The 20,407-nt window shown below is 45.4% G+C and carries 18 protein-coding genes and 1 pseudogene; 4 read left to right on the forward strand and 15 right to left on the reverse strand.

Annotation, left to right across the window (positions count from 1 at the left end):
- Positions 1–103: 103 nt before the first annotated feature.
- The 8 genes from OAG1_RS21055 to OAG1_RS21090 form a co-directional block, all read right to left on the reverse strand.
- Positions 104–931 carry a mechanosensitive ion channel family protein gene (locus OAG1_RS21055; protein WP_338622708.1) on the reverse strand — a complete coding sequence of 276 codons (828 nt, stop codon included), beginning with the start codon at positions 929–931 and terminating at the stop codon, positions 104–106.
- A 151-nt stretch (positions 932–1,082) separates the two neighbouring features.
- Positions 1,083–2,045: an SMP-30/gluconolactonase/LRE family protein gene (locus OAG1_RS21060; protein WP_338622710.1), complete on the reverse strand. Its 963-nt coding sequence runs from the start codon at positions 2,043–2,045 to the stop codon at positions 1,083–1,085.
- Entirely contained in the window at positions 2,045–3,076 is a 1,032-nt protein-coding gene (locus tag OAG1_RS21065; RefSeq protein WP_338622712.1) for a Gfo/Idh/MocA family oxidoreductase, read from the reverse strand. The genes OAG1_RS21060 and OAG1_RS21065 overlap by 1 nt, the downstream gene beginning before the upstream one ends.
- A 2-nt stretch (positions 3,077–3,078) precedes the next feature.
- Entirely contained in the window at positions 3,079–4,608 is a 1,530-nt protein-coding gene (locus tag OAG1_RS21070) for a tripartite tricarboxylate transporter permease (RefSeq protein WP_338622714.1), read from the reverse strand.
- Between the two features lie 32 nt (positions 4,609–4,640).
- Complete coding sequence (locus OAG1_RS21075) at positions 4,641–5,423, reverse strand: tripartite tricarboxylate transporter TctB family protein (protein WP_338622716.1); 783 nt, start codon at positions 5,421–5,423, stop codon at positions 4,641–4,643.
- A 105-nt stretch (positions 5,424–5,528) separates the two neighbouring features.
- Positions 5,529–6,557, reverse strand: coding sequence for a tripartite tricarboxylate transporter substrate binding protein (locus OAG1_RS21080; protein WP_338622718.1), 1,029 nt, complete (start codon positions 6,555–6,557; stop codon positions 5,529–5,531).
- Between the two features lie 102 nt (positions 6,558–6,659).
- Positions 6,660–7,763, reverse strand: coding sequence for an isocitrate/isopropylmalate family dehydrogenase (locus OAG1_RS21085; protein ID WP_338622720.1), 1,104 nt, complete (start codon positions 7,761–7,763; stop codon positions 6,660–6,662).
- 212 nt (positions 7,764–7,975) lie between these two features.
- A complete protein-coding gene (locus tag OAG1_RS21090; protein ID WP_016400179.1) occupies positions 7,976–8,656 on the reverse strand; it encodes a GntR family transcriptional regulator in 681 nt (226 codons plus the stop codon).
- Positions 8,657–8,793: 137 nt separating this feature from the next.
- Between OAG1_RS21090 and otnK the strand changes: the two genes are divergently transcribed.
- From otnK to OAG1_RS21110, 4 genes are all read left to right on the forward strand, one after another.
- Complete coding sequence (gene otnK, locus OAG1_RS21095) at positions 8,794–10,068, forward strand: 3-oxo-tetronate kinase (RefSeq protein WP_338622723.1); 1,275 nt, start codon at positions 8,794–8,796, stop codon at positions 10,066–10,068.
- Complete coding sequence (locus tag OAG1_RS21100) at positions 10,065–10,715, forward strand: aldolase (RefSeq protein ID WP_338622725.1); 651 nt, start codon at positions 10,065–10,067, stop codon at positions 10,713–10,715. The genes otnK and OAG1_RS21100 overlap by 4 nt, the downstream gene beginning before the upstream one ends.
- A gap of 22 nt (positions 10,716–10,737) precedes the next feature.
- Positions 10,738–11,025, forward strand: a complete 288-nt coding sequence (locus OAG1_RS21105; protein ID WP_338622727.1) for a putative quinol monooxygenase — start codon at positions 10,738–10,740, stop codon at positions 11,023–11,025.
- Between the two features lie 84 nt (positions 11,026–11,109).
- Entirely contained in the window at positions 11,110–12,315 is a 1,206-nt protein-coding gene (locus OAG1_RS21110) for a crosslink repair DNA glycosylase YcaQ family protein (RefSeq protein ID WP_338622729.1), read from the forward strand.
- Here the strand turns inward: OAG1_RS21110 and OAG1_RS21115 are convergent.
- The 7 genes and pseudogenes from OAG1_RS21115 to OAG1_RS21145 form a co-directional block, all read right to left on the reverse strand.
- A complete protein-coding gene (locus OAG1_RS21115) occupies positions 12,298–13,782 on the reverse strand; it encodes a hypothetical protein (protein ID WP_338622731.1) in 1,485 nt (494 codons plus the stop codon). The genes OAG1_RS21110 and OAG1_RS21115 overlap by 18 nt on opposite strands.
- Positions 13,783–13,874: 92 nt before the next feature.
- Positions 13,875–14,294: a DUF2141 domain-containing protein gene (locus OAG1_RS21120; RefSeq protein WP_338622733.1), complete on the reverse strand. Its 420-nt coding sequence runs from the start codon at positions 14,292–14,294 to the stop codon at positions 13,875–13,877.
- 62 nt (positions 14,295–14,356) lie between these two features.
- Complete coding sequence (locus OAG1_RS21125; protein ID WP_338622735.1) at positions 14,357–16,741, reverse strand: right-handed parallel beta-helix repeat-containing protein; 2,385 nt, start codon at positions 16,739–16,741, stop codon at positions 14,357–14,359.
- A gap of 320 nt (positions 16,742–17,061) precedes the next feature.
- Positions 17,062–17,922 (reverse strand): AraC family transcriptional regulator, encoded by an 861-nt coding sequence (locus OAG1_RS21130; RefSeq protein WP_338622737.1) that lies wholly within the window; start codon positions 17,920–17,922, stop codon positions 17,062–17,064.
- Between the two features lie 97 nt (positions 17,923–18,019).
- Positions 18,020–18,841 (reverse strand): GNAT family N-acetyltransferase, encoded by an 822-nt coding sequence (locus OAG1_RS21135; RefSeq protein WP_338622739.1) that lies wholly within the window; start codon positions 18,839–18,841, stop codon positions 18,020–18,022.
- A gap of 295 nt (positions 18,842–19,136) precedes the next feature.
- Positions 19,137–19,268: pseudogene (locus OAG1_RS21140) on the reverse strand (antibiotic biosynthesis monooxygenase); the annotation flags it as partial.
- A 184-nt stretch (positions 19,269–19,452) separates the two neighbouring features.
- Complete coding sequence (locus OAG1_RS21145; RefSeq protein WP_338622741.1) at positions 19,453–20,349, reverse strand: LysR family transcriptional regulator; 897 nt, start codon at positions 20,347–20,349, stop codon at positions 19,453–19,455.
- Positions 20,350–20,407: the final 58 nt, after the last annotated feature.

Raw genomic sequence — 20,407 nt, forward strand, 5'->3', positions numbered from 1 at the left:
AAAAATTAATCATAGAGCCATACGAGCTTAATGAGAACTAAGTTAGTAAGTTCTTCTAGGCTATTTACTGTATTTTTTCCTTTGCACTAAATCACTTAGCAGATTACTCACCCGATAGCATACGTACTTCGCGTTGTGGAAAAGGTATTTGCACACCCGCTTGTTGCAAGGCATTAAACACCGCCAGATTGGCGGCAAACTTAGTTTGATGAAATAACGGTGTTGGCACCCAAAAACGATAACTAATATTAATGCCACTATCGGCAAAGGCATCAATGCCCACCTTGGTAGCAGGGGCTTGCTGAACCTCGGCAATAGCCGCCAAGGTCTCTTCGATTAGGCTAATAACTTGCTCTGGATTGCTGCCATAAGCGATCGCTACCTCGCCTTCAACTAAGCTGTTTTGTTCGGTATTTTTAAGTATTTCGCCGACAATATGGCGATTAGGAATGGTCACTCGCTCGTTATCTTCATTAATTAGCACCGTGGTAGCTAAATTAATTTCTTCAACAATGCCGGTGTAGCCCTTTACGGTAATGGTGTTTTTAAGCACAAACGGTCGCGTGAGAATAATTGCTAAACCCGCGCCGTAATTAGACAAAGTACCTTGAATCGCCAAGCCAGCACCTAGAGAAATAGCACCCAATGCGGCCACAAAGGGGGTAATACTAATACCCAGTTTGCCTAAGGCAATGATCACCGTAATGCTAATTAACAGCACTTTCACCACATTGGCAATGAAGTTGGCGAGGGTGATGTCTAAACCTTTGTGCTCTAGGGTATTAAATAACCACTTAGCGACTTTGCCGGCAAACCATAAACCCAGTACTACAATGATAATTGCACCCACCAGTTGGAAGCTATATCTCACTAAAAAGTCGACAATGGTTTGATATACCGATTCAAGTTGGGCGAGTTCTTGATCAATCATTTAGCGGTCCTTGCTATATTACAAATTCACTGAGCATAGCGCCTGAATTATCAGAAGCTTAGTTATACTCTCTCAGTTAATTGTAGCTCGAAGCGATGATTTTAGCAGCTTGAAATAAACCCGTAATTTAGTCGCTTTAGCCCAGTTAAGGCTACTTAAAACGCCAATGTGCAGGTTTAATCCCTGTAACATCTGTTTTAATTTTAGTGACGCTGTGACCCAATAAACATCCTAAAAGAATGCCATCCTTGGCAAACGCGAGAGATGAAATATTACGAAGCTGCTTAGCCGGGTTGCCATCTAAATGCGGCCTTCCCATAACATCATCCTGAAAGGCTTGCTCAACCCACCTTAGGTGCTCATCGTCGGAGTCTTCTAACCATATTTGCTGCTCACCATTTGGACTAACTCGAATCACCCGATTACTCACAATGCTGGTTACCCACAAGTTACCGCTAGTATCCATGGTTAATCCATCAGGAAAAGTCGCAGCAGAGAACTGGGTAATGACTTGTGCTTGGTGCAGCTGGTTATCTACGATTTGATACTTAATCAGCTCGCGAGAGAAGGTTGCATTTACGTATAGCTCTGTCCCCTCAGGGTTTACCCAAAGCTCATTGGTGTAGCCCAATCCGTCGGCAACAATACGAGCACCTTGCTCATCTACCAGCACAATAAAACCATCATCGCAGCTTTTACGATAAGCATCTGCTCTAGGTTGAGTGCGAGTGCTCACGGTAATCCAAATACGCCCTTGGTGATCTAGATAAACAAAATTAGTGGGAGGCAGCGCCACGCCATCCACCTCCAGCAGCCAATCATAAATTGCGTTATCTCTAGTGAGTCTAAATACTCCGCCTTGTTCGGCCCCTAAATGCGCAATAAGAAAGCTGCCATCGGCTAGCATGGCAAAGCCATTGGTTTGCAAAGGGCCAAATTCTGGGTGCGCTCCTCCCCAATAACTTTGCTCACCATTTGCTGCGATACGAGTTACACCGCCTCTAAAATCAGAAACAAATACATCGCCAAAAACGTTGGTTAATACGCATTCTGGCCGAGTTAGCTGCTGGCCCAGCTTAACTAAGGTCTGGTTAAATAGGTTAATTTGCGACATTAAATACTCACTCGCTTTTGTTGTTGATGAGACTGATAAATCGCATTCTCAATTTCGATATTTCGCAAATACTGCTGAGCGAGATTCTCTAGCTCGGTTCCGTGCTGATAATGAGCCACCACATGCTCAATAAGCTGATAAACACAATCTCCACCAAAGTTTTTCGCTTGCCATGAGTAATCAATCTGTTGTTCGTTATTGTCGCCAAAGTTGCGCAAAAATATATTGGCATCACCGTCTAAGCGCAGGCTAGCTTGGCTACCTTCAACCAGCATTTCTCCCATAGTGGTGCGCTTATTGTCAGCCTTATGGTCAAGTAAGCGATTGCCATCAAACACTGCTTGTAGCTGGCCTGTTAAACCAAACACAATCAGGCCAGCGTCTTCGCCAGCAATAACCGGATTACACTTACGCAAACTGGCATAAACGTTTTCTACTTCACCAAACAAGTAACGAAAGGTATCTACTAAGTGAATCGCCGTTTCGTGCACCAAAAACTTTTCCATTTGCTGAAAGTAAGGTTGGCGCTCTAAGTAAGCTTCCGGCCCTTGGCCATCGCCGGGGCGCAAGTTAAATTGCACATTGAGTAGCTGACCAAGCACCTTGTCATCAAGCAACTGTTTGATTTTTCGATACCAAGGCATAAACCTAAAATTCTCGTGCACAATTAGCTTGATGCCGGCTTGTTCCGCCATAACAGTGAGCTGTTTCGCTTGCGCCAAAGACTCGCCAAAAGGCTTTTGAATAATCGCATCCACACCAGCTTCACAAACAATTTCTAGCTGTTGGAGGTGAGTATGTGGCGGAGTGATAATGTCTACAATATCTGGCTGAGTTTGCTCAATAAGCTGCGCTAAGTTGTTGCTTTGCTGAGCAATGCCATAACGTTTGCCAATCTCATTTGCGGCCTCTATGTGGCGATTGCAATTTCCCACCACCTCAGCATCAGCTACCCGCTGCCAAGCCTCATAATGAAACTGGCTAAAGTAGCCCGCACCCACCGCCACAACTTTAAGATTTTTAGAGCTCATGGTTAGCCTCCCACGGCTGGTTTAAATCGGCTAAACAAACGCTGAGTGCAACGCTTTACGGGGCCAAATTGTGATAACAAGAAATACAAAATAAACAACACCAAAATTAAACATACTGGCCGTTGCAACATTGGTAAAAAACTACCGTCAGAGATCATCAAGGCACGACGTAAGCTTTCATCAGCCATTCCACCTAACACCAAGCCAATCACAAGCGGTGAAATGGGGAATTTATTCTCGCTCAACACAAAAGCCACAATGCCCACCGGCAGCATTAAATACAGATTGAACAAATTAAGACCCAAGGCGTAAGAGCCCAAAATACATAACACCCCCACAACCGGTATAAACAGTGGGCTAGGGATGCTTAAAATTTTTATCACTTGTTTAGCTAGCAGCATGCCGTTTGCCCACATAGCAAACGAAGCCATCACCATAATGGCGGTGATTTCTAGTAAAAATCCGGGATGTTCCGCTTCAATAGTAGGGCCAGGAACCACCCCATGTAACAGCAGTGCGCCCAGTAACATCGCTGCGGGCGGGCTACCCGGAATACCCAGAGTAAGCAATGGGATCAGCGCCCCACCAATGCTGGCATTATTAGCGGTTTCTGAAGAAACCAAACCCGCTGCACTGCCTTTGCCAAACTCCTCTTGTTGCTGTTTAGTGGAGGTGTTTTTTGCGGTGCTATAAGAAACCCAACCAGCAATATCCTCACCTACACCAGGTACCGAGCCAATGCCAACACCAATCATTGAGGAACGAACGATATGTTTAATATTGCGCGCAATGGTGCGAAAATCTGGCAAAATTCGACCAAATTTTTCTGCTTTTCGCAGAGTTTGTTTCTCGGCTAGCACCCTAATAATTTGCGGTATAGCAAAGGCACCAATTAACACTGGCACAATCTCCAAACCGCTATCTAGCTGGCTTTGCTCAAAGGTATAGCGGGGATAAAACTGCAGGGTATCGCGGCCGATTGTGGCCATAAACAAGCCAATAAATCCGGCTATCCAACCCTTAACCACCAAATCACTGCTGGTTAAGGTGCCGCTAATTACAATGCCAAATAACGCCAGTAAGAAGAACTCCCAAGAGGTAAATTGCAAGGCAAAACTGGCGATAAGTGGCGATAACACCACCAAACAAATAAGCCCAATTACCGTACCAATTAGCGAAGCGGTAGTGGTTAAACCTATGGCTCGCCCGCCATCACCTTTTAGCGCTAAAGGATAACCGTCCATGGCGGTTGCTGCAGCAGCAGGCGTACCAGGAATATTAATTAAAATAGCCGGATAAGAACCACCATAAATAGCGCCAACATACATGCCCAACAATGAGATAAGTGCAGTGCTGGTATCAAGGTTGTAAGTAAGTGTGGTAAGCAAAGCCACACCTAAAGTGGCCGTTAATCCCGGCATAGAGCCAAACAAAATACCGAGTAAACTTGAGCCAAACAGCACCAACAAATTGCTTGGCCTAGTGCAAAGCTCAAAGAGAATCCCAAAAAAATGTGCAAACTGGTCCATCATTATTATTGTCCTAATTAGGTGGTAGCCGTTAGCTACAGGCCTAAGAGTTCGTACCAGATAAATTCCATTGCTTTGATCACCGAGCCGTATTCCACCGGCATCGGCACTTGTAATAGAAAGTTAAAAGAAAACACCAGCAGCAAGGGCACCGCCAACACTGTAAGCAAAATATGGCGACGCTTATTTTGGCTAACTGGGCTTAAATACAAGCACAATAAACAAACGCCCACTGCGAGCACTGCACCGATATCGCTGGCCAGTATTAGCGTTTCATTTACCGTGGCATCCATGGCCAGCCAATAAAATTGCTCTGCAAACATCCAACGCATAGCAAAGATAAACAAGCCCAACGCCAAGTTAGCTTGCACAACAATGCGCGACAGCAGTGGCTCTTGAGTGTAAAAACGCAAGCACAAGCTGAGTAAAAACATCACCGTGGCTAAATAAAAGTCTAAAGATGGAACATACAAGTAGATGTATAAACAAAGCGCTGCAATCACGTACCAACGGTCGCGGTTAATACTTTTAGTGTTATCACCCAGCCAGCGCTGCAGCTTAAAAAACTCACGGTGGCCAGCACTGCGAATCGCATTCACCAGCAATATGCTGCTCGCAATGCTCAATACCAACAACAAAATAAAAGGGAACAAGGCCGGTGAAACATACCAGCGGCTATCTACACCACCAAAACTACCACTCATAGGAAATGACAAGGTCTCCCAAGCCAACAAGGCACATAGGGCCAATAAAACCAAGGCTATTTTAAAATCGGTTTGGCGCAATCGAGAGGCGGTTTCTGGCTTACTACTGTTCATCCGTGATACCTAAAAGAGTTTGAAAACCAAGTATAGTCAAATACTTAAATGTCACTACTAGGGCTCTCTTGCCAAACTTGGCAAGAGAGCAAACCCACTACAAACTTACATTTTAGGAATACCAAATTGGCTGGGCTCAACCTTCGCCGATCCTAGCTCCCACAAGGTCCATGAGAAGTTAGACTCAAGTTTAGAGAAAATGTCTTTGGCCTGAGCGCCATGCGCACCACTTAGTGAATAGAGGTTTTTATCGGCCCATTGCTTGACTGTGTCTGAGGCCATGGCCGCTTCAAACGCTTCACCTAACTTAGCTTTTACTTCTGCCGGCGCATCATCTCGGACTGCAAAACCAATGGCTTGGCTAATCGGTAAGTAGTCAGACAAGCTAGCATAACTGCTAAATGCCGAAGGAATCGTGCCTACATCAGGAATAGTAAAATCTTGCTCAACCAACATCGCTAAGGGGCGCAATTGGCCGGCGCGCAATAATGCCGCTTGCTCCGCAGCAGAGGTAACCACAACGGTGATTTCTCCAGTAGCTGCAGCAGTTTGCGAAGGAGCAGAGCCAGGGTAAGGAACAAACTTAAATGCCGCACCGGTGCCTTTTTCTAGCGCTAACAAATTAAGGTGATGAATAGAACCCGCGCCACCAGCACCCGCTTTAATCGAGCCAGGTTGCTGCTTAGCCGCATCAATTAACTCTTGCAGACTATTGTAAGGGGAGCTAGCACTCACCGAGATAAGATCAGGTGAGCCGCCAACAATAAAGGGAGACCACACATTAAAGCGCTGATTCCAACCACCATTTACCGCCGCGGTAACGTTTGACTCGGATAAGCCCACTAGGTTGTAGCCATCGGCTTTCTTGCTAAACACACTGCTCATGCCAATCGAACCAGCCACCCCGCCAGTTTTATTAGTCACCTTAATACTCACATCCAAGGCTTTGGCCATTTCAGCCATAATCATTCTGTTAATGCTGTCGGTGCCGCCGCCAGCACCCCACACCACGGTATTTGTAATGGTGCGAGATGGATAGGTTTTGGCCGCCATAACCGGCTGACTGATACTCGCCAGCACTAAAGTGGCGCTTGCCGCAAATAATGCGATTTTAGATTTATAATTAGCTTTCATGTTATGCCCTCTTCAGAATCATAGATTGTTTCTGCTTAATCGACATTCAAGGCTGATTACTACGCAGATTTGAACGTGAATTAGTTCTTTATTTTTATAAACTTAAAGTAACGCCAAACTACTAAATACTTTATTGGTGATGGCTTCTGTGCCATCGCTGCCGCCTAACTCATATGGCAGAATTTCTCCGCTGGCATAGGCCAACTCAATGGCCTTATCGATAAACTTTCCAGCCTGTTGAATATCGCTATTTTGGTGTTGCAAACCCAGCCAATTCAGCATCATCGCTGCCGACATAAACATCGCTGTGGGGTTGGCTTTGCCTTGACCGATAATGTCTGGGGCACTGCCGTGACAAGGTTGAAACACCGCATGTCGCTCGCCAATATCTGCCGATGGCGCCATGCCCATACCACCCATTAGCCCGGCACCTAAATCCGACAATATGTCGCCAAACATATTCTCGGTAACCATCACATCAAACTGCCAAGGCTGGCGCACCAACTGCAAAGCGGCAGCATCAACATAGATATGTGAAGCCGCTAAACTAGGGTGATTGGCGGCAACCTCATCAAAGATTTGTCGCATGTAATAAAACGAGCCCAATACATTGGCTTTATCGACACAAGTCACTTCGCCCTTGTAACCTAAACCCTTGCGCTGCTTGGCTAAGCTGAAGGCAAACTCAAATAGCCGCTCACAACCTTTACGGCTAATTTTTTGGGTGTCTGTGGCAAACTCTTCCGAGCCACTACCGTTAATGCTAAAGCTTTCTCGGCTCGCAAATAGGCCTTCGGTACTCTCTCTTATCAATACAAAATCCAGCTGCTTACCGCGGGCGTCTTCCAACGGCAGCGGAATACCGGGCAAGGTTTTTACCGGGCGAACGCCTGCAAATAAATCTAAGGTTTCACGCAGTTCTAACTGGGGAGCAATTTCGCGGCCATCGGGATAACGAATACTTGGCATTCCCATACACGCCAACAAGGTCGCGTCAGAATTTTTGGCGTGCTGCATGGCCTGCTCAGGAAGTGCAATGCCGTGCTGTTGGTAGTAGTTCGCACCTGCTTCAAAGCTGGTGAAGTTAAGCTTTAGCCCACCAACTTTATCAATTGCCGCCTGAATCAACGTTAAGCACGCAGGGGTAATTTCTATGCCTATGCCATCGCCAGGAAACACGGTGATTTCAAATATCTGTTTGCTCATAAGCTGCATTCACTCCTTGTGAATTGGCCAAGTGAAGTTTCTGACAACAATCAATGTATACATTAATTTGTACATAAATGTATACCGATGATTTACTTTGTCAACATTTAATTAACAAATATTTGACCAGCGAATAATGAAGCACAGCTACTGCAGCCATTAAAAAAGCCGCTAGAAGCGGCTTGGAATAACGAGCAACCCAGTGGGTCAGCTTAGATATTGGCTAAACGTAGTTTTTCTAACAGGGCGACCATGGCTTTGCCGCCTTTAATCCTATGCTCACGATGAATATCGGCTGCTTTAATTGGGTCTCGTTCGCGAATAGCCTGCACCACTTCACTATGATCTTTGGTTGAATCATGTGGCGTATCACGCAGGTGCAAGGTAACAAAGCGTACTCGGTGTGCCTGCCCCCAAAACTGCAGTACCACATCTTTTAGCCGTTGGTTGTCGGTGAGATCCAATAGGGTGTGGTGAAATTCTTCATCCGCTTCGGCCCAAGCTTCTAAGTTATCCTGCTGCAGAGCCTCGGCCATTCTTGCAGTAGTTTTTTCTAAACGTTGTAATTGTTGCTCGCTTAGACCCTTGCTCGCCAAGGTGCCAATCGCTTGCGACTCTAAAGCGGTGAGAATTTCGTAGATATCACGCATATCATCAGGAGAAATAGGCTTAACCCGAATACCATGGCGCGGCTGAATCTCAATTAAACCTTCCCGCTCTAAGCGCACGCAAGCTTCCCTCACTGGGGTTCGACTAATATTCAAACGCTCTACCAATACTTTTTCTAGGTATTGAGTTCCCACTTTAAACTCATTGTTCAAAATTAACTCGCGCAAGGTTTGATAAGCCACCTGAGCGAGCGGTAGGTCTTGGCGTTTGGTAGTTACAGACATCGATTTACTCTTCCAGTAAGTGATTAGTTAGAGCCAAATTCTCTATTGATTTTGGGATTATTACACAAATTAATGTATACATTAAGTTATTCATCAATCTATACTGCGATTAGTTTTTGTACTTAAGGGATTAAGCAATGGCAACAAAACCGCTACTCGGCGTTATTGCTGATGACTTCACCGGCGCCTCCGACATGGCCAGCTTTTTGGTGAAAGGTGGCTTAAGCTGCATTCAAATCAATGGCTTAGCCAGCATTCACAAGCAAACCCTTAACAGTGACGCGATTGTGCTAGCCTTAAAAACCCGCACCGTAGCGGTGGAACAAGCGCTCGAGCAAAGCCTGCAGGCCTTAGAGTTTTTGCTTGAACAGGGCTGCCAATACTTCTACTTTAAATATTGCTCCACCTTTGACTCCACGGCAAAAGGTAACATTGGCCCAGTCATCGATGCCCTGTTAGCGCGACTAAATTTAGCTCAAGCCATTATTTGCCCAGCCTTACCAGCGAATGGCAGAACCGTTTATCAGGGGCATTTGTTTGTTTATCAACAATTGCTTAGCGATAGCCCCTTAAAAGATCACCCGCTCACGCCAATGGCCGATTCGCGGGTAGCCGAGCTACTTCGGCCACAAGTTGCCACTGCTTATCAGCAAACCATTGAACACCTAAGTATTGATGATTTAAATGCAAAGCAACTAAACCCAAGCCAGCAACAGGCACGTTACTTAATTTGTGACTGCATCAACCAACAACATTTATCGCAAATAGCTCAACTCATTGCCCAACAACCAGCAATGCTGCTAACTGGCGGTTCTGGCTTAGCTGAATACATGGCGCAGCTATTAACAGCGCGAGGACACACGCTTTCCCAGCAACATCAGTGCGCGGTAAAACCCTTACCTCAACCAGTGCTGATAATTGCAGGCTCATGCTCCAAGGCAACTCGAGAACAAATTGCCGAGGCCAACGCTTTACCGCAATTTTGTGTTGATCCCGTCAAGCTGGCCAAAGGTGAACTTAAGCTAAAACACATATTGGACTGGATACACCAGCAACAGGCTCCAGCAGTATTGGTTTACTCCTCGCAAGCACCAGAACAAGTAAGCCAAACTCAACAGTTACTAGGCCAGCAAAACATTGCTGAGAAAATAGAGAATCTACTAGCGCAAACGGCGGTGCAATCTAAAGCAAGTAATATTGTGGTGGCAGGCGGCGAGACCTCTGGCGCAGTGGTAAGCGCCTTGAACATAAGCAGTTTTAACATAGGGCCATCCATTTGCCCGGGCGTTCCAATTATGCAGTCTAACGATCAGCGTGCTATTAGCCTTGCCTTAAAGTCTGGCAACTTTGGCGACAAACACTTCTTTAACCAAGCCGTGAGCTTAATTCAACAATTGGGAGCGCAAGCATGAACCACGCCCAGCAACTGGAGCAGGCCAAACGTTGCATTATCAAGTTTGGATTGTCGATTTTTCAACGCGGGCTTACTGGCGGCGCCTCCGCCAATATGAGCATTGCCCTAGACCAAGGTTTTGTAGTCACTCCGACTAATTCATGTTTTGGCTTTCTTGAATACGACGACTTATCAGTTTTGGATGCCAAGGGAGATTTAGTGAGTGGCAAGCCCGCATCTAAGGAGTTTTTGCTGCATCAATGTTTTTATCAACAGCAGCCCGCCATGCGCTGCGTGCTGCATCTGCACAGCACTTACGCCACGGCAGTGTCCTGCTTAAAAGGCTTAAACAAAAGTGACGCAATCCCTGCGCTTACTCCTTATTTGCGCATGCGTTTAGGTTCGATTGCTATGGTTGATTATCATCCGCCGGGCAGCTCCGATTTGGTGGATGCCCTAAAGCAACAAGCAGCTAATTACTGTGGCGTATTAATGGCCAATCACGGGCCAATAGTAGCCGCCGATAGCCCGGAAAAAGCGCTGTATGCCATGGAAGAGCTCGAAGAAAGCTGCAAACTACAACTCTTGCTGGGCCAACAGCAAGTCAATTACTTAAGCCAACAGCAAATCGAGTACTTACAAAACGCCTACAAGGGTAAGTTATAAATCAACCATCTGGAGATCAACCATGTACGTGATCACTGTGCTGTTCTTAATTAAGCCAGCATATTTAGACAAGTTCTTGCCAGAGATGCTGGCCAATGCAGCCACCTCTTTGAAACAAGAACCAGGCTGCTTGCAGTTTGATGTGTGCCAATCAACAGAGAACACCAATCATGTTTATCTCTACGAGGTTTACCAACACCAACAAGCCTTTGACGATCACCTAAACTCAGTTCACTTTTTGTCTTTCAACGAAACCACCAAAAACTGGATAGAAGACAAGCAAATAAGCAGCTACATTCAGCTAAAATAAACCAAGGCTAGCGCTTGGTTTGCCATAGCTTAGCAACGTAAGGCAGGCTAAGCTGTTGCTATTGTTACCACTTAAGCGTTGCCCATGACCGAAAAGCTCTCGCTACAACAAGCCAGAAAACTGGTTTTACACTCTCAGCGCTTGCCATCTGCTAAAACCAAAGGCTCGGCGCTTGATGCTAGCCTAGCGGCGATAGAGCAGCTAGGTTACGTGCAAATAGACACTATATCGGTCATTCAGCGCGCTCATCACCATACTTTGTGGTGCCGCAACCCTCGCTATCGGTTAAGTCATCTCGATACCCTAATGCGTAAACACCAAGTATTTGAATATTGGTCACATGCAGCGGCGTATTTGCCGATGCGAGATTATCGCTTTAGCTTGGTACGTAAACAGGCTTTTGCTAATGGCCAACAAAAGCATTGGTATCTAAAAAACCACGGCTTAATGGATGCGGTGTTAAAGCGAATTGCCGATGAAGGCCCACTCATGGCCAAAGACTTTGAACATCAAGGAAAAAAGACTGCTGATTGGGCAAGCAAACCAGCAAAACAAGCCTTGGAATGTTTGTTTATGCAAGGCGACTTAATGGTGCCTTATCGCCATAACTTTCATAAGGTTTATCAACTTACCGAAAAAGTGTTGCCAAACAACACAGATACCCGCATTCCTAGCCAGCAAGAATACTGCAGGCACTTAATCCAGCGCTACTTAAGTGCTAACGGCATTGGTCTGGTAAGCGAGATGAGCTATCTACTTAAGAACCTAAAAGGCCCCTTGAATCATTGTTTAAATGACATGTTATTAAACGGTGAGGTCATTAAAGTAGCGGTTGCTGGGCAAATTTATTACGCGCGAGAAAACAGCTTAAGCTTACTCAACAAACCGCTGGCTCGCAGCAAGCTAAAGATTTTGTCGCCCTTCGACAACCTAGTAATTCAACGTAAGCGTCTACAGCAGTTGTTTAATTTCGATTATCTTATCGAATGCTATGTGCCAAAAGCGAAGCGCCAATACGGCTATTTTTGTTTACCTATTTTGTGGGAAGGCCAACTAGTCGCAAGAATGGATTGCAAAGCCGAGCGCCAAACTCACACCTTGCACATTTACAACTTGGTATTGGAACCAAGCCTTAAAAGCATAACCAAGTTTAGCGAGGCATTAAGCAAAGAACTTAGCGCTTTTATGCAGTTTAACCAATGTGAACAAGTGGCTGTTCATCAAGTACAACCAAAGTCAGCGCTGCCAAGCATAAGCGCTCAGCTAAGCGAACTAAAACCTACGATTTAAACCAGCAATAAACTGGCGACGATCGCCACCAAAACCTACATATTCAAACATGGCTGACCAATAGGCATTAAAGTTGAAGTTAGCGCCCACTAGACCCTGCCATTTATCGGTATTTTCTTGGCGAATTTTGTAGTCGATAGAAAGATCCGTGCCGGGAATTGGCTGGTTACCGTCGATGCGTAATTCACTATCCAAATAACTTACGCCGCCATATACCGCTAAACTGCGGTCATCTTCAAACTGGAACAATTTACCAGCCCGCGGCACAGCGCTAAACACAATACCGTCGCTGTTGGTTCTGTCCATATCGGCGTAGGTAAAGGTAAGCGGCACTGCCAAAAAGTAAGAGCGCCAGCCGCCGGCTAATACCGTGCCAACACTATAGCTATAGCCGTCTACGTCTACATTCACATTAAACGGCACCGTTTCTTTACCTTCTAATACGCGACAAGCAGGGTGGCTAATAATGCCGGAACAATCTATTTCTAACTGCTCCAGTAAATCATCACCGTTAAGCGCAAAATTGACGTTGGCTTCGCCGGTAATTCGGCCAAAAGTGCCAAACACATTCATAAAAGGAAATATCCAAGCGTCCACCTTAATCTGTGGCGTTTGGGTGTGGTTATCATTATCACTAAAGGCGACAAAATCGATGGGTACATTGGCACCACTGCCACCAGCACCCACTTCTAACTCATCGAGATCCATGTGCTGATAGGTATCAACATAGATAAAACTAATGCCAATAGGCAAGGGAAGATCGTAGCCCAAATCAATCACTCGTTGCCCATAAAACGGCAATACCCGGTCCCATTTTCGTGGTGAATGCTCAGTTTGGCTGCCTGGTGATTTAGTATCACGCATGGGTAGGGTGGTTTTATTTAAGCCGCTATCGGTAAGTTCTTCATTGCGCGATAAATTCACCAATACCGCAGAGCCCGAAACATTAGCTCCGCTATCGTTCACCACGTATGCTGGAATGTTGTGTTGGTTCACTTCTATGGTACTAGCATAAGTTTGGCCGCTTTCCCCCAAACGCCATTCGGCCGACACGCCAGTGCCCCAACCACCTTGAGTAAAGGCGTCTATACTCTGCTGATCTTCGAACAAGCCAATAATGTAATAGGAGCTTAAACCCAGGCCCACGCCTACATCGTAGCGCTCCACGTCCATGTAGGTAATGCTGTCGTCTTGCTTATTGTAAAGAGCGCCCAAGCCGCTGGACTTGCCTAACACTGGTACCTTAAAGCTAGATAGCTCAGAGGAAAAGTAGCCTTCGGCTTGGTCGAGTTCTTGCTGTAGGTCGGGATTTAGTGCTACCAAGCGCTCAATAGCCGTTTTGGCTTGTTGCTCAACTTGCTGTCGCACAGCCTCTCGCTCACCACTTGGAATCACGGTTTTGCTAGAACAAGCAGCCAAGGTAAACAGGGCAAATATGCTAAGGCAAAAGCCTAGAGGATTTCTCATTACTATCCTTGTTGCGTTGAAGCTGCATCCTGCAGCCCAATTTAGTGAAGAGGCGATCTGCTAATCGCTATGAATCAACAATAAGCAATTGCTCAAATTTCTTCAATTTTAATTCGAATTACCTGCGCTTGCCCAGTTAGTTTAATTTTAGCGTCTTGGTAGCTTGGTGGGCCAAAATTCCCCTTGGGGTTATTACTCATACCAGTTGGCTCTTTGGGAATGCCAAACCAATTGGTATCAAGAACTCCGTTAGCATTTTTATCATGATAAACGTTTATCGCACACTCGACTGGGAGAGGGTCACTCACACTAATGCGTAACTCACCGTTAACCACATTTTTTACTGGCACGGTTTTACTAAAAATAGGCTGCTTTAAATAGCTTTCACTAGAGTCCCATACTCTAAGCACTATTTGCCCTTCTGCCGAACTTACCCCCACTACATCGATATGTACATCTGCAGCACATACATAGCATGGCAGTGTTGCGATGAGATACGCCCAATTCTTCATACAACGCCAACCTCTAATTAACCAACACAACATGCAGGCCATGCTCGCTTAGCTCTTTTTAACTATGGCTGATTAATCCGTTTACTCAAACGCCATGTCGCCAGTAGTAACAACAATACCATCTCATACCCACTGCTGCCTCCACCACTTTCTGAACCTTGGCTAGGCTGGTCTGGGTCTGGGTCTGGGTCTGGGTCTGGGTCTGGGTCTGGGTCTGGGTCTACAGTTTGGTCCTTAATGGTTACAACAACTGTATTATTTTCACCTAACAGTGCGTTGCTAGGTGCTTGCAAAGTTATCACCAAGGTTTCATCACCCTCAAGCAATGCATCGGCAAGAGCCTGCACCTTTAACAAACCTTCGGTTCCAGCATTAATCGTGATATCACCAGCGCTTAGGTTATGATCGTTACTGTCGGCAGTGCCGCTTAGTTGATAGGGAATCATTACCGGATAGGTGGCTGCGGCCTTAGATAGATTAAGCCTTAGCGTTATTTCTTGGCCTTCGTTAAGCTCAACATTTGAAACAACAAAGTTAACTAAAGGCAGGCTCACTTCGGGATCAAGGCAATCTTCTCCAGGCAGGCCGTAACAGCCATTACCTGTAGGGCCCAGCTTACGATCCCAATTAATACCGGCCACCCAATTAGCATTGTCGCCACCACGCTCGTAAGCGCCTACATCGGGTTTACCATCTAATACATCGTCGGTAATGCCCGATATCACCCTGCCCACATCGATGGGGCTAGCGTTAGCTTTAAGGCGAAAATCACCATTTTCATAATCCTCAAACGGCGAGTCAGCCACCGTTAGGTTATTTTGTTTATCCGATTGCGGCTCCCACGAGCTTTTATCCGACAAGTTATTCCATACATTTACATTAGAAAACTCAGTTCCCTCTTTATGCCACGCGCCCATGGTGGCACTGCCGTTCCATAAAGTATTGTTGTAAATGTTAATGTCGGTGCCATTCCAGTTAATTTGAATATTCGACCACTCGGTATTCCAAATTACGTTGTGGTGAACCTCAAAACCGGCCGCGTCGTTATCTAAATAAATACCCGCCGCTTTGCTTTTACTGCCCGATGAATAAGCATCATGCAGCCAGTTATGGTGAATTTCGCTGTTGCTTGGGCCACCCACGGTGTAAAACAAACCACAATCATCGGCAATCAAGTTACTGCGCGACACATCGTTATAGGCATACTCAGCATTGTTATTAAAAGCTTGAATCGCATCGCGCCCAGCGCGAGTAATGGTATTGTTAAGTACCTTAGTATTGTTACCACCACGGGCATTGATAATCGCGTCGTAATTACCCAAGTAATTAAAATCATGAATGTAAGAGTTAATAATTTGGGTATTTTCAGCCGAATCATAAATGCCAGTGCCCGAACCAAAACCAATTTCACTTTTTTCGATAACATTGTTTAGCGAGTTATATTTTCCCCAATCGCTACGAATATTAATACTCTGATTATTCGAAGAAAATCCACTAACCACACCCAAGGTGTAGTTACCGTACAAACTGGTTATACCGTAAATATGGTTATTGGATGCGCCATTAGTAATCTCGATAGACCCACCAAACACCGCCAAGTTTTTAATATGAATGTAACTGCGCGCAGATAAATCGATGGTTTGTTCACGTTTGCGCATCTGTACTTGGTTTTCGCTAGGCATTTCACCATTGGGTAGCTGCACATACAGCTTTTTAGTGTCAGCATCAAAGTACCATTCGTTTTGGTAATCTAAGGCTTGTTTAATCCCCTGCAGAAAAAAGTCGCCACCGTCGGCAGGGGCATGAAAAGTGCGGATCCAAGTAGGGTTTTTATCCAGTTCAAAACTCACTTGGGTAGGAGTGCTACTGGTAATAAATGCGCGCCACGTTGTCCAACCAGAGCCCGGCTTATCTCCGTAAAAATATAGCGAACCGCCTTTCGACCAATCTGCATCGGGGATGCCCGGTGCGTAATCTAGATAGGCGTTATTGGCAACATCGCTGCCGCTACCACCGGTATTTCTTAAAGAGTTTTGGGTAAAAGGGTCACCATCCACATTATTTGGCCAACGCGCCAAATCCATTGCAGTGTTGCCTTGCATAACAAAATTGGACTGGCCTAAATCCCAGCCAACGTCGGCAACGTAAATATTTTCAGCGTCTAGTGACCAACCATTCACCGCTTCCATGGCGGTAATAATCACTTTCTCATCTTGGTAAGGCTGAAATACAATCGGCTGATCAACAGTGCCAGAATGGCTAGGGCGTAATACTTCGTGGTAACTACCTGCTCTAATGTTTACCACGTCACCCGCTTGCGCCAGCTCAGCGGCTTTAGCAAGCGTTAAAAAAGGGCTGGCAAAGGTGCCCGCGTTAGCGTCGTTGCCGTTAGTAGCAACATAATAATTAGCTGCACTAAGTGGAAAACACACAGCTAATAACGCCACTAACATCCCTGTTTTTGATAAGTTCCTTTGCACCACACGCTCTCATTATTATTACTTTTAATATTAGTGAGCGGAACTCTATACTAATTAAGACAAGCGATCAATTTATTATAAAACAAAGACTTAAATTGTATTATATATATTTAGAAAGAGCCGAGAGCGTCATATTGAGAACAACTGTTAGATTGAGTTTAGGTAAAGCCTGGGGGTTAATAAGCAGGTGTTGCAAGCCATTAAACTTGGCTAAGGAAACGCAGCTTGAGATAAAGCGAAATTGGCTCCCTCACCAAACGATGTAAAGTAACTCAGATCCTTATTATTTATTCCTTTTGTTCAGAACTAGCAGCAGAACTCACCCCACCATAAACATCAATGGTTAAGCCACGCTCTTTTTCATAGTTTTTTGGCGTAAAGCCTAACTGCTTTTTGAGATGTCGAATCAAATGAGGCTGATCGCTAAAGCCAAACCTAAACGCGATATCTACCCAATCTAGCTCTGCTGATTCACGCTGGTATACATACTCCAACATCGCCTCCAAGCGATTCATCGATTGGCATTGTTTAAGCGTTAGCCCGGTTACCCGCTGAAAACTTCTCTCCAAGGTTCGCTGCGAGCAGTAAAGTTGCTCACCTAGATCTGAAATTGCGCTTTTGTCCAGATATTGCAGGGCTTTACGGGTAATTTTACTGTGCTGATCCTCATTGCCCTCTGCTAACCATGACTCAAGCAGAGAATCTAAGTGTTTACCGCACCGTTCTGCATTATCTCGCGCCAATGCAATCAATGCGTTCTCATCTAAACCTAGCAGTTTGAATAAACTTGAGCCTTTAACAGGCTCTACCTTATCAAGTGCCAACGGATGAGCAGTGAAATGAGGCACACTATATAGCGCACCAACATGAAACTTTACTCCAAGGTGAACAAAGGGTTTTGAGTGATCTAACGCCAAGGTTTGTTGGTGTGGATACAAGCAATGACTGCCTTCACCCACAGCGATACCTGGGTTTAGATCGTAATGATACGTTTGGCTCGGCGGGGAAATGATTAAATGCGCCGAAGGATCTGGATTCAGTTTAGGATACTGGTAAGCAGTAGAGTCTGGCGTTTTTTCGATTAACCAATAGCATTCAACATATTTAGCAACAATTAACGACTGTGGTGGCTGTAACCAATGAATCATGCCGCTCTCCGCCTATTTTAAGGGACTCACCACAATATAAGCTTGGTAGCCACACATCACAAATACCCTTACTAACTACCTGCAAGGGTTTGTTGGTTTACTGTTGGTCAAACTCAATTTGAATAATACGGTTTAGCGGTGTTAAGCCTGCCCGTTTAATTGCTTTTTGTGCCCCAGTATTAACACGTTCGGTGGAGCACATAGGGCTTAAACCGCGCTCATTAGCAAGCGTAACCAAGCTGCTAAGTACTTGGGTAGCAATACCTTTTCCACGCTGAGATTGAGCAACAATCATACCTAGGTCAGCATAATCAGTTTGGTATTCATCAAACAAACGACACTCACCCGTTGCCAGTAACTCACCTTCAAGCCAGTAACCAAACAGCTCATTACGCTTGATTAAGTTGCCAAAGTATCCGCTCAACCACTGTTCTGGTGCACCTATATTGCTTGCTGCAAATTCAACAAATTCATCAAGTTGCTCTGGCTGCGCCAATGTGAGCTTAAGCGCGCTCTGATTACTCCTGGAGCCTCGCTGTACTTGCTGATACATCAGCGCATTCACGGTAAATGCCGACGAGTTGTCAAAGCAAAGCGACATGTATTGAGGCTCTGCAGTACTCACAAATGCGCCTTTTACTTCACCAATTACTGCACTATTTTGCTCCGCAATTAAGGTAAATAGTTCTTTAGCATCGCTGTTAGCGTTTGGCGCCAAATAGAACTGCAGCATATAGCCTTCGCCATTAATGCAACAGTAGCCTACTAATGCCTCATGCTCATAAAACCCAAAATGAGCAGCCATAGGCGCAAAGCCAAAGTGCCACATACCATCGAGCGGAGCCGTTGATTGAGCAAAATAATCTTGCTTTAGTTTGCTAAGTTCTTGTTGGTTTTCAACTGGTTTAATTTCTAACATCGTTTTTGCCTAACGTCTGCTGATATACATGAAAGCCGCAATCCATTTCCTAAGAAATGTCTCGCTTTCGGATGCCACAAATATTAGTCATTACGGCAGAGTTAAGATTGAAAAAAAACGACAGTTTCGTGGCCAGTTACCGACCTTAGGCACGAATGGGTATTGGAAAAGGAGCGGTTCATAAGCCAGAGCAGCTTGCGCTATTTATAATAACTCTAACCTCTTTTATTCAAACTTTGGGCGAAGCGAAACCGGCACGCGTTGCGCAGGCGCTCTTAAATGCTTGATTATGTGTTTACTCTACCATCTGATAATGCCGTTCAACATTTACTGTCACTTTGCCCCAGTGAGATGCTTTCACTCTGGCTTGATGGTGCTCAAATGCAGACTTATCTCGAAACTCTTCGAAAACACCAAAGCGACGTGGCTGCACAACAATACTGATCGGCACCATGAATTTTCAAGCCAAGCCATTTTATGAACGATTTGGTTTTAAAGAATATGCACAGCATGGTGGTTATCCAAATAACCTGATCAAGCATTACCTAATTAAAACGCTTTAAACCATCGCAAGTCTCTGGTGAGATATCGTGACCGATTGCCAAAACAAGTTACATTTCACCCGTGACTTGCTTCTGCTGCACCCAACTACGCACCGCTTGATGTACCAAACCTTGAGACGCTTGGCTACGCCAAATTACGGCTGACGGTATGCTGCGTTGTAGATCTTGATGCACAGGTAAAGATACTAAACTGCCTGCATCTACCAGCGGGCGTACAAATGATAACGGCGACATAATCCAACAGGTACCGCTAGCCGCTAACTCTCCAGCAGCAAATAAGGTATCGACTTTCCATACCTTGGCAGAGATTTGTTGCGAGCTAAAGTAGCTACTGCGCGCCAGTATTCCTTGGCGATAGCGCTCTAGTTGATGTAATTGAATCGGCTTTGATTTGCCAAGAGCCAACTGCGCCAGCTCATGCTGCGGTGAAACCAAGTAATGCATCTGCACATCAGGCATTGGCATATAACTCATCAGGCTTGATACCGCCTGCTGCAGCAGGGTAAAACCGATATCGGCCTCCCCTTTGGTCACCAGCGCAACAATGTCTTGCGATAGTGCTTCGCGGATGCGTAACTCTAAATTGGGGAAATTATCAGCCAACATAGCCAACAACTCTTGCTGTTTAGGCAAGTCAAAATAATCGTCGATAGCGATAGTAAACTGGCTTTCCTGCTGTGGGTGTAATTCACTAGCCAGTTGTTCGAAATAACGGCAGTTCGCCAATATACTTTTGGCTTCGCTAAATAACACTTCACCAGCGGTTGTTAACACCGGCTCTCGCGCACTGCGGTCAAACAGCTCCTGCCCTACATCTAACTCCAAGTTAGAAATTGCCGTGCTCACTGCCGAGTGTGCTTTACGCATTTTGCGCGCAGCCGCCGAAAACGAACCAAGCTCAGCGGCAAATACAAAAGCTTGTAGTTGGTGCAAACTGAAATTCATTACGTGTCCCTCACTTGATTACGTCTTCTAAAGTAGCACAACCTGTCTGATTTTTAGA

The sequence above is a fragment of the Agarivorans sp. OAG1 genome (genome assembly GCF_037076485.1).
Taxonomy (GTDB): Bacteria; Pseudomonadota; Gammaproteobacteria; order Enterobacterales; family Celerinatantimonadaceae; genus Agarivorans; species Agarivorans albus.

Bases quoted from the DNA above. Each gene is read 5' to 3' on its own strand.
- OAG1_RS21055 (WP_338622708.1), bottom strand. From the start codon at position 931: ATGATTGATCAAGAACTCGCCCAACTTGAATCGGTATATCAAACCATT.
- OAG1_RS21120 (WP_338622733.1), bottom strand. From the start codon at position 14,294: ATGAAGAATTGGGCGTATCTCATCGCAACACTGCCATGCTATGTATGT.
- OAG1_RS21080 (WP_338622718.1), bottom strand. From the start codon at position 6,557: ATGAAAGCTAATTATAAATCTAAAATCGCATTATTTGCGGCAAGCGCC.
- OAG1_RS21075 (WP_338622716.1), bottom strand. From the start codon at position 5,423: ATGAACAGTAGTAAGCCAGAAACCGCCTCTCGATTGCGCCAAACCGAT.
- otnK (WP_338622723.1), top strand. From the start codon at position 8,794: ATGGCAACAAAACCGCTACTCGGCGTTATTGCTGATGACTTCACCGGC.
- OAG1_RS21135 (WP_338622739.1), bottom strand. From the start codon at position 18,841: ATGTTAGAAATTAAACCAGTTGAAAACCAACAAGAACTTAGCAAACTA.
- OAG1_RS21105 (WP_338622727.1), top strand. From the start codon at position 10,738: ATGTACGTGATCACTGTGCTGTTCTTAATTAAGCCAGCATATTTAGAC.
- OAG1_RS21130 (WP_338622737.1), bottom strand. From the start codon at position 17,922: ATGATTCATTGGTTACAGCCACCACAGTCGTTAATTGTTGCTAAATAT.
- OAG1_RS21145 (WP_338622741.1), bottom strand. From the start codon at position 20,349: ATGAATTTCAGTTTGCACCAACTACAAGCTTTTGTATTTGCCGCTGAG.
- OAG1_RS21065 (WP_338622712.1), bottom strand. From the start codon at position 3,076: ATGAGCTCTAAAAATCTTAAAGTTGTGGCGGTGGGTGCGGGCTACTTT.
- OAG1_RS21085 (WP_338622720.1), bottom strand. From the start codon at position 7,763: ATGAGCAAACAGATATTTGAAATCACCGTGTTTCCTGGCGATGGCATA.
- OAG1_RS21100 (WP_338622725.1), top strand. From the start codon at position 10,065: ATGAACCACGCCCAGCAACTGGAGCAGGCCAAACGTTGCATTATCAAG.
- OAG1_RS21110 (WP_338622729.1), top strand. From the start codon at position 11,110: ATGACCGAAAAGCTCTCGCTACAACAAGCCAGAAAACTGGTTTTACAC.
- OAG1_RS21090 (WP_016400179.1), bottom strand. From the start codon at position 8,656: ATGTCTGTAACTACCAAACGCCAAGACCTACCGCTCGCTCAGGTGGCT.
- OAG1_RS21070 (WP_338622714.1), bottom strand. From the start codon at position 4,608: ATGATGGACCAGTTTGCACATTTTTTTGGGATTCTCTTTGAGCTTTGC.
- OAG1_RS21060 (WP_338622710.1), bottom strand. From the start codon at position 2,045: ATGTCGCAAATTAACCTATTTAACCAGACCTTAGTTAAGCTGGGCCAG.
- OAG1_RS21115 (WP_338622731.1), bottom strand. From the start codon at position 13,782: ATGAGAAATCCTCTAGGCTTTTGCCTTAGCATATTTGCCCTGTTTACC.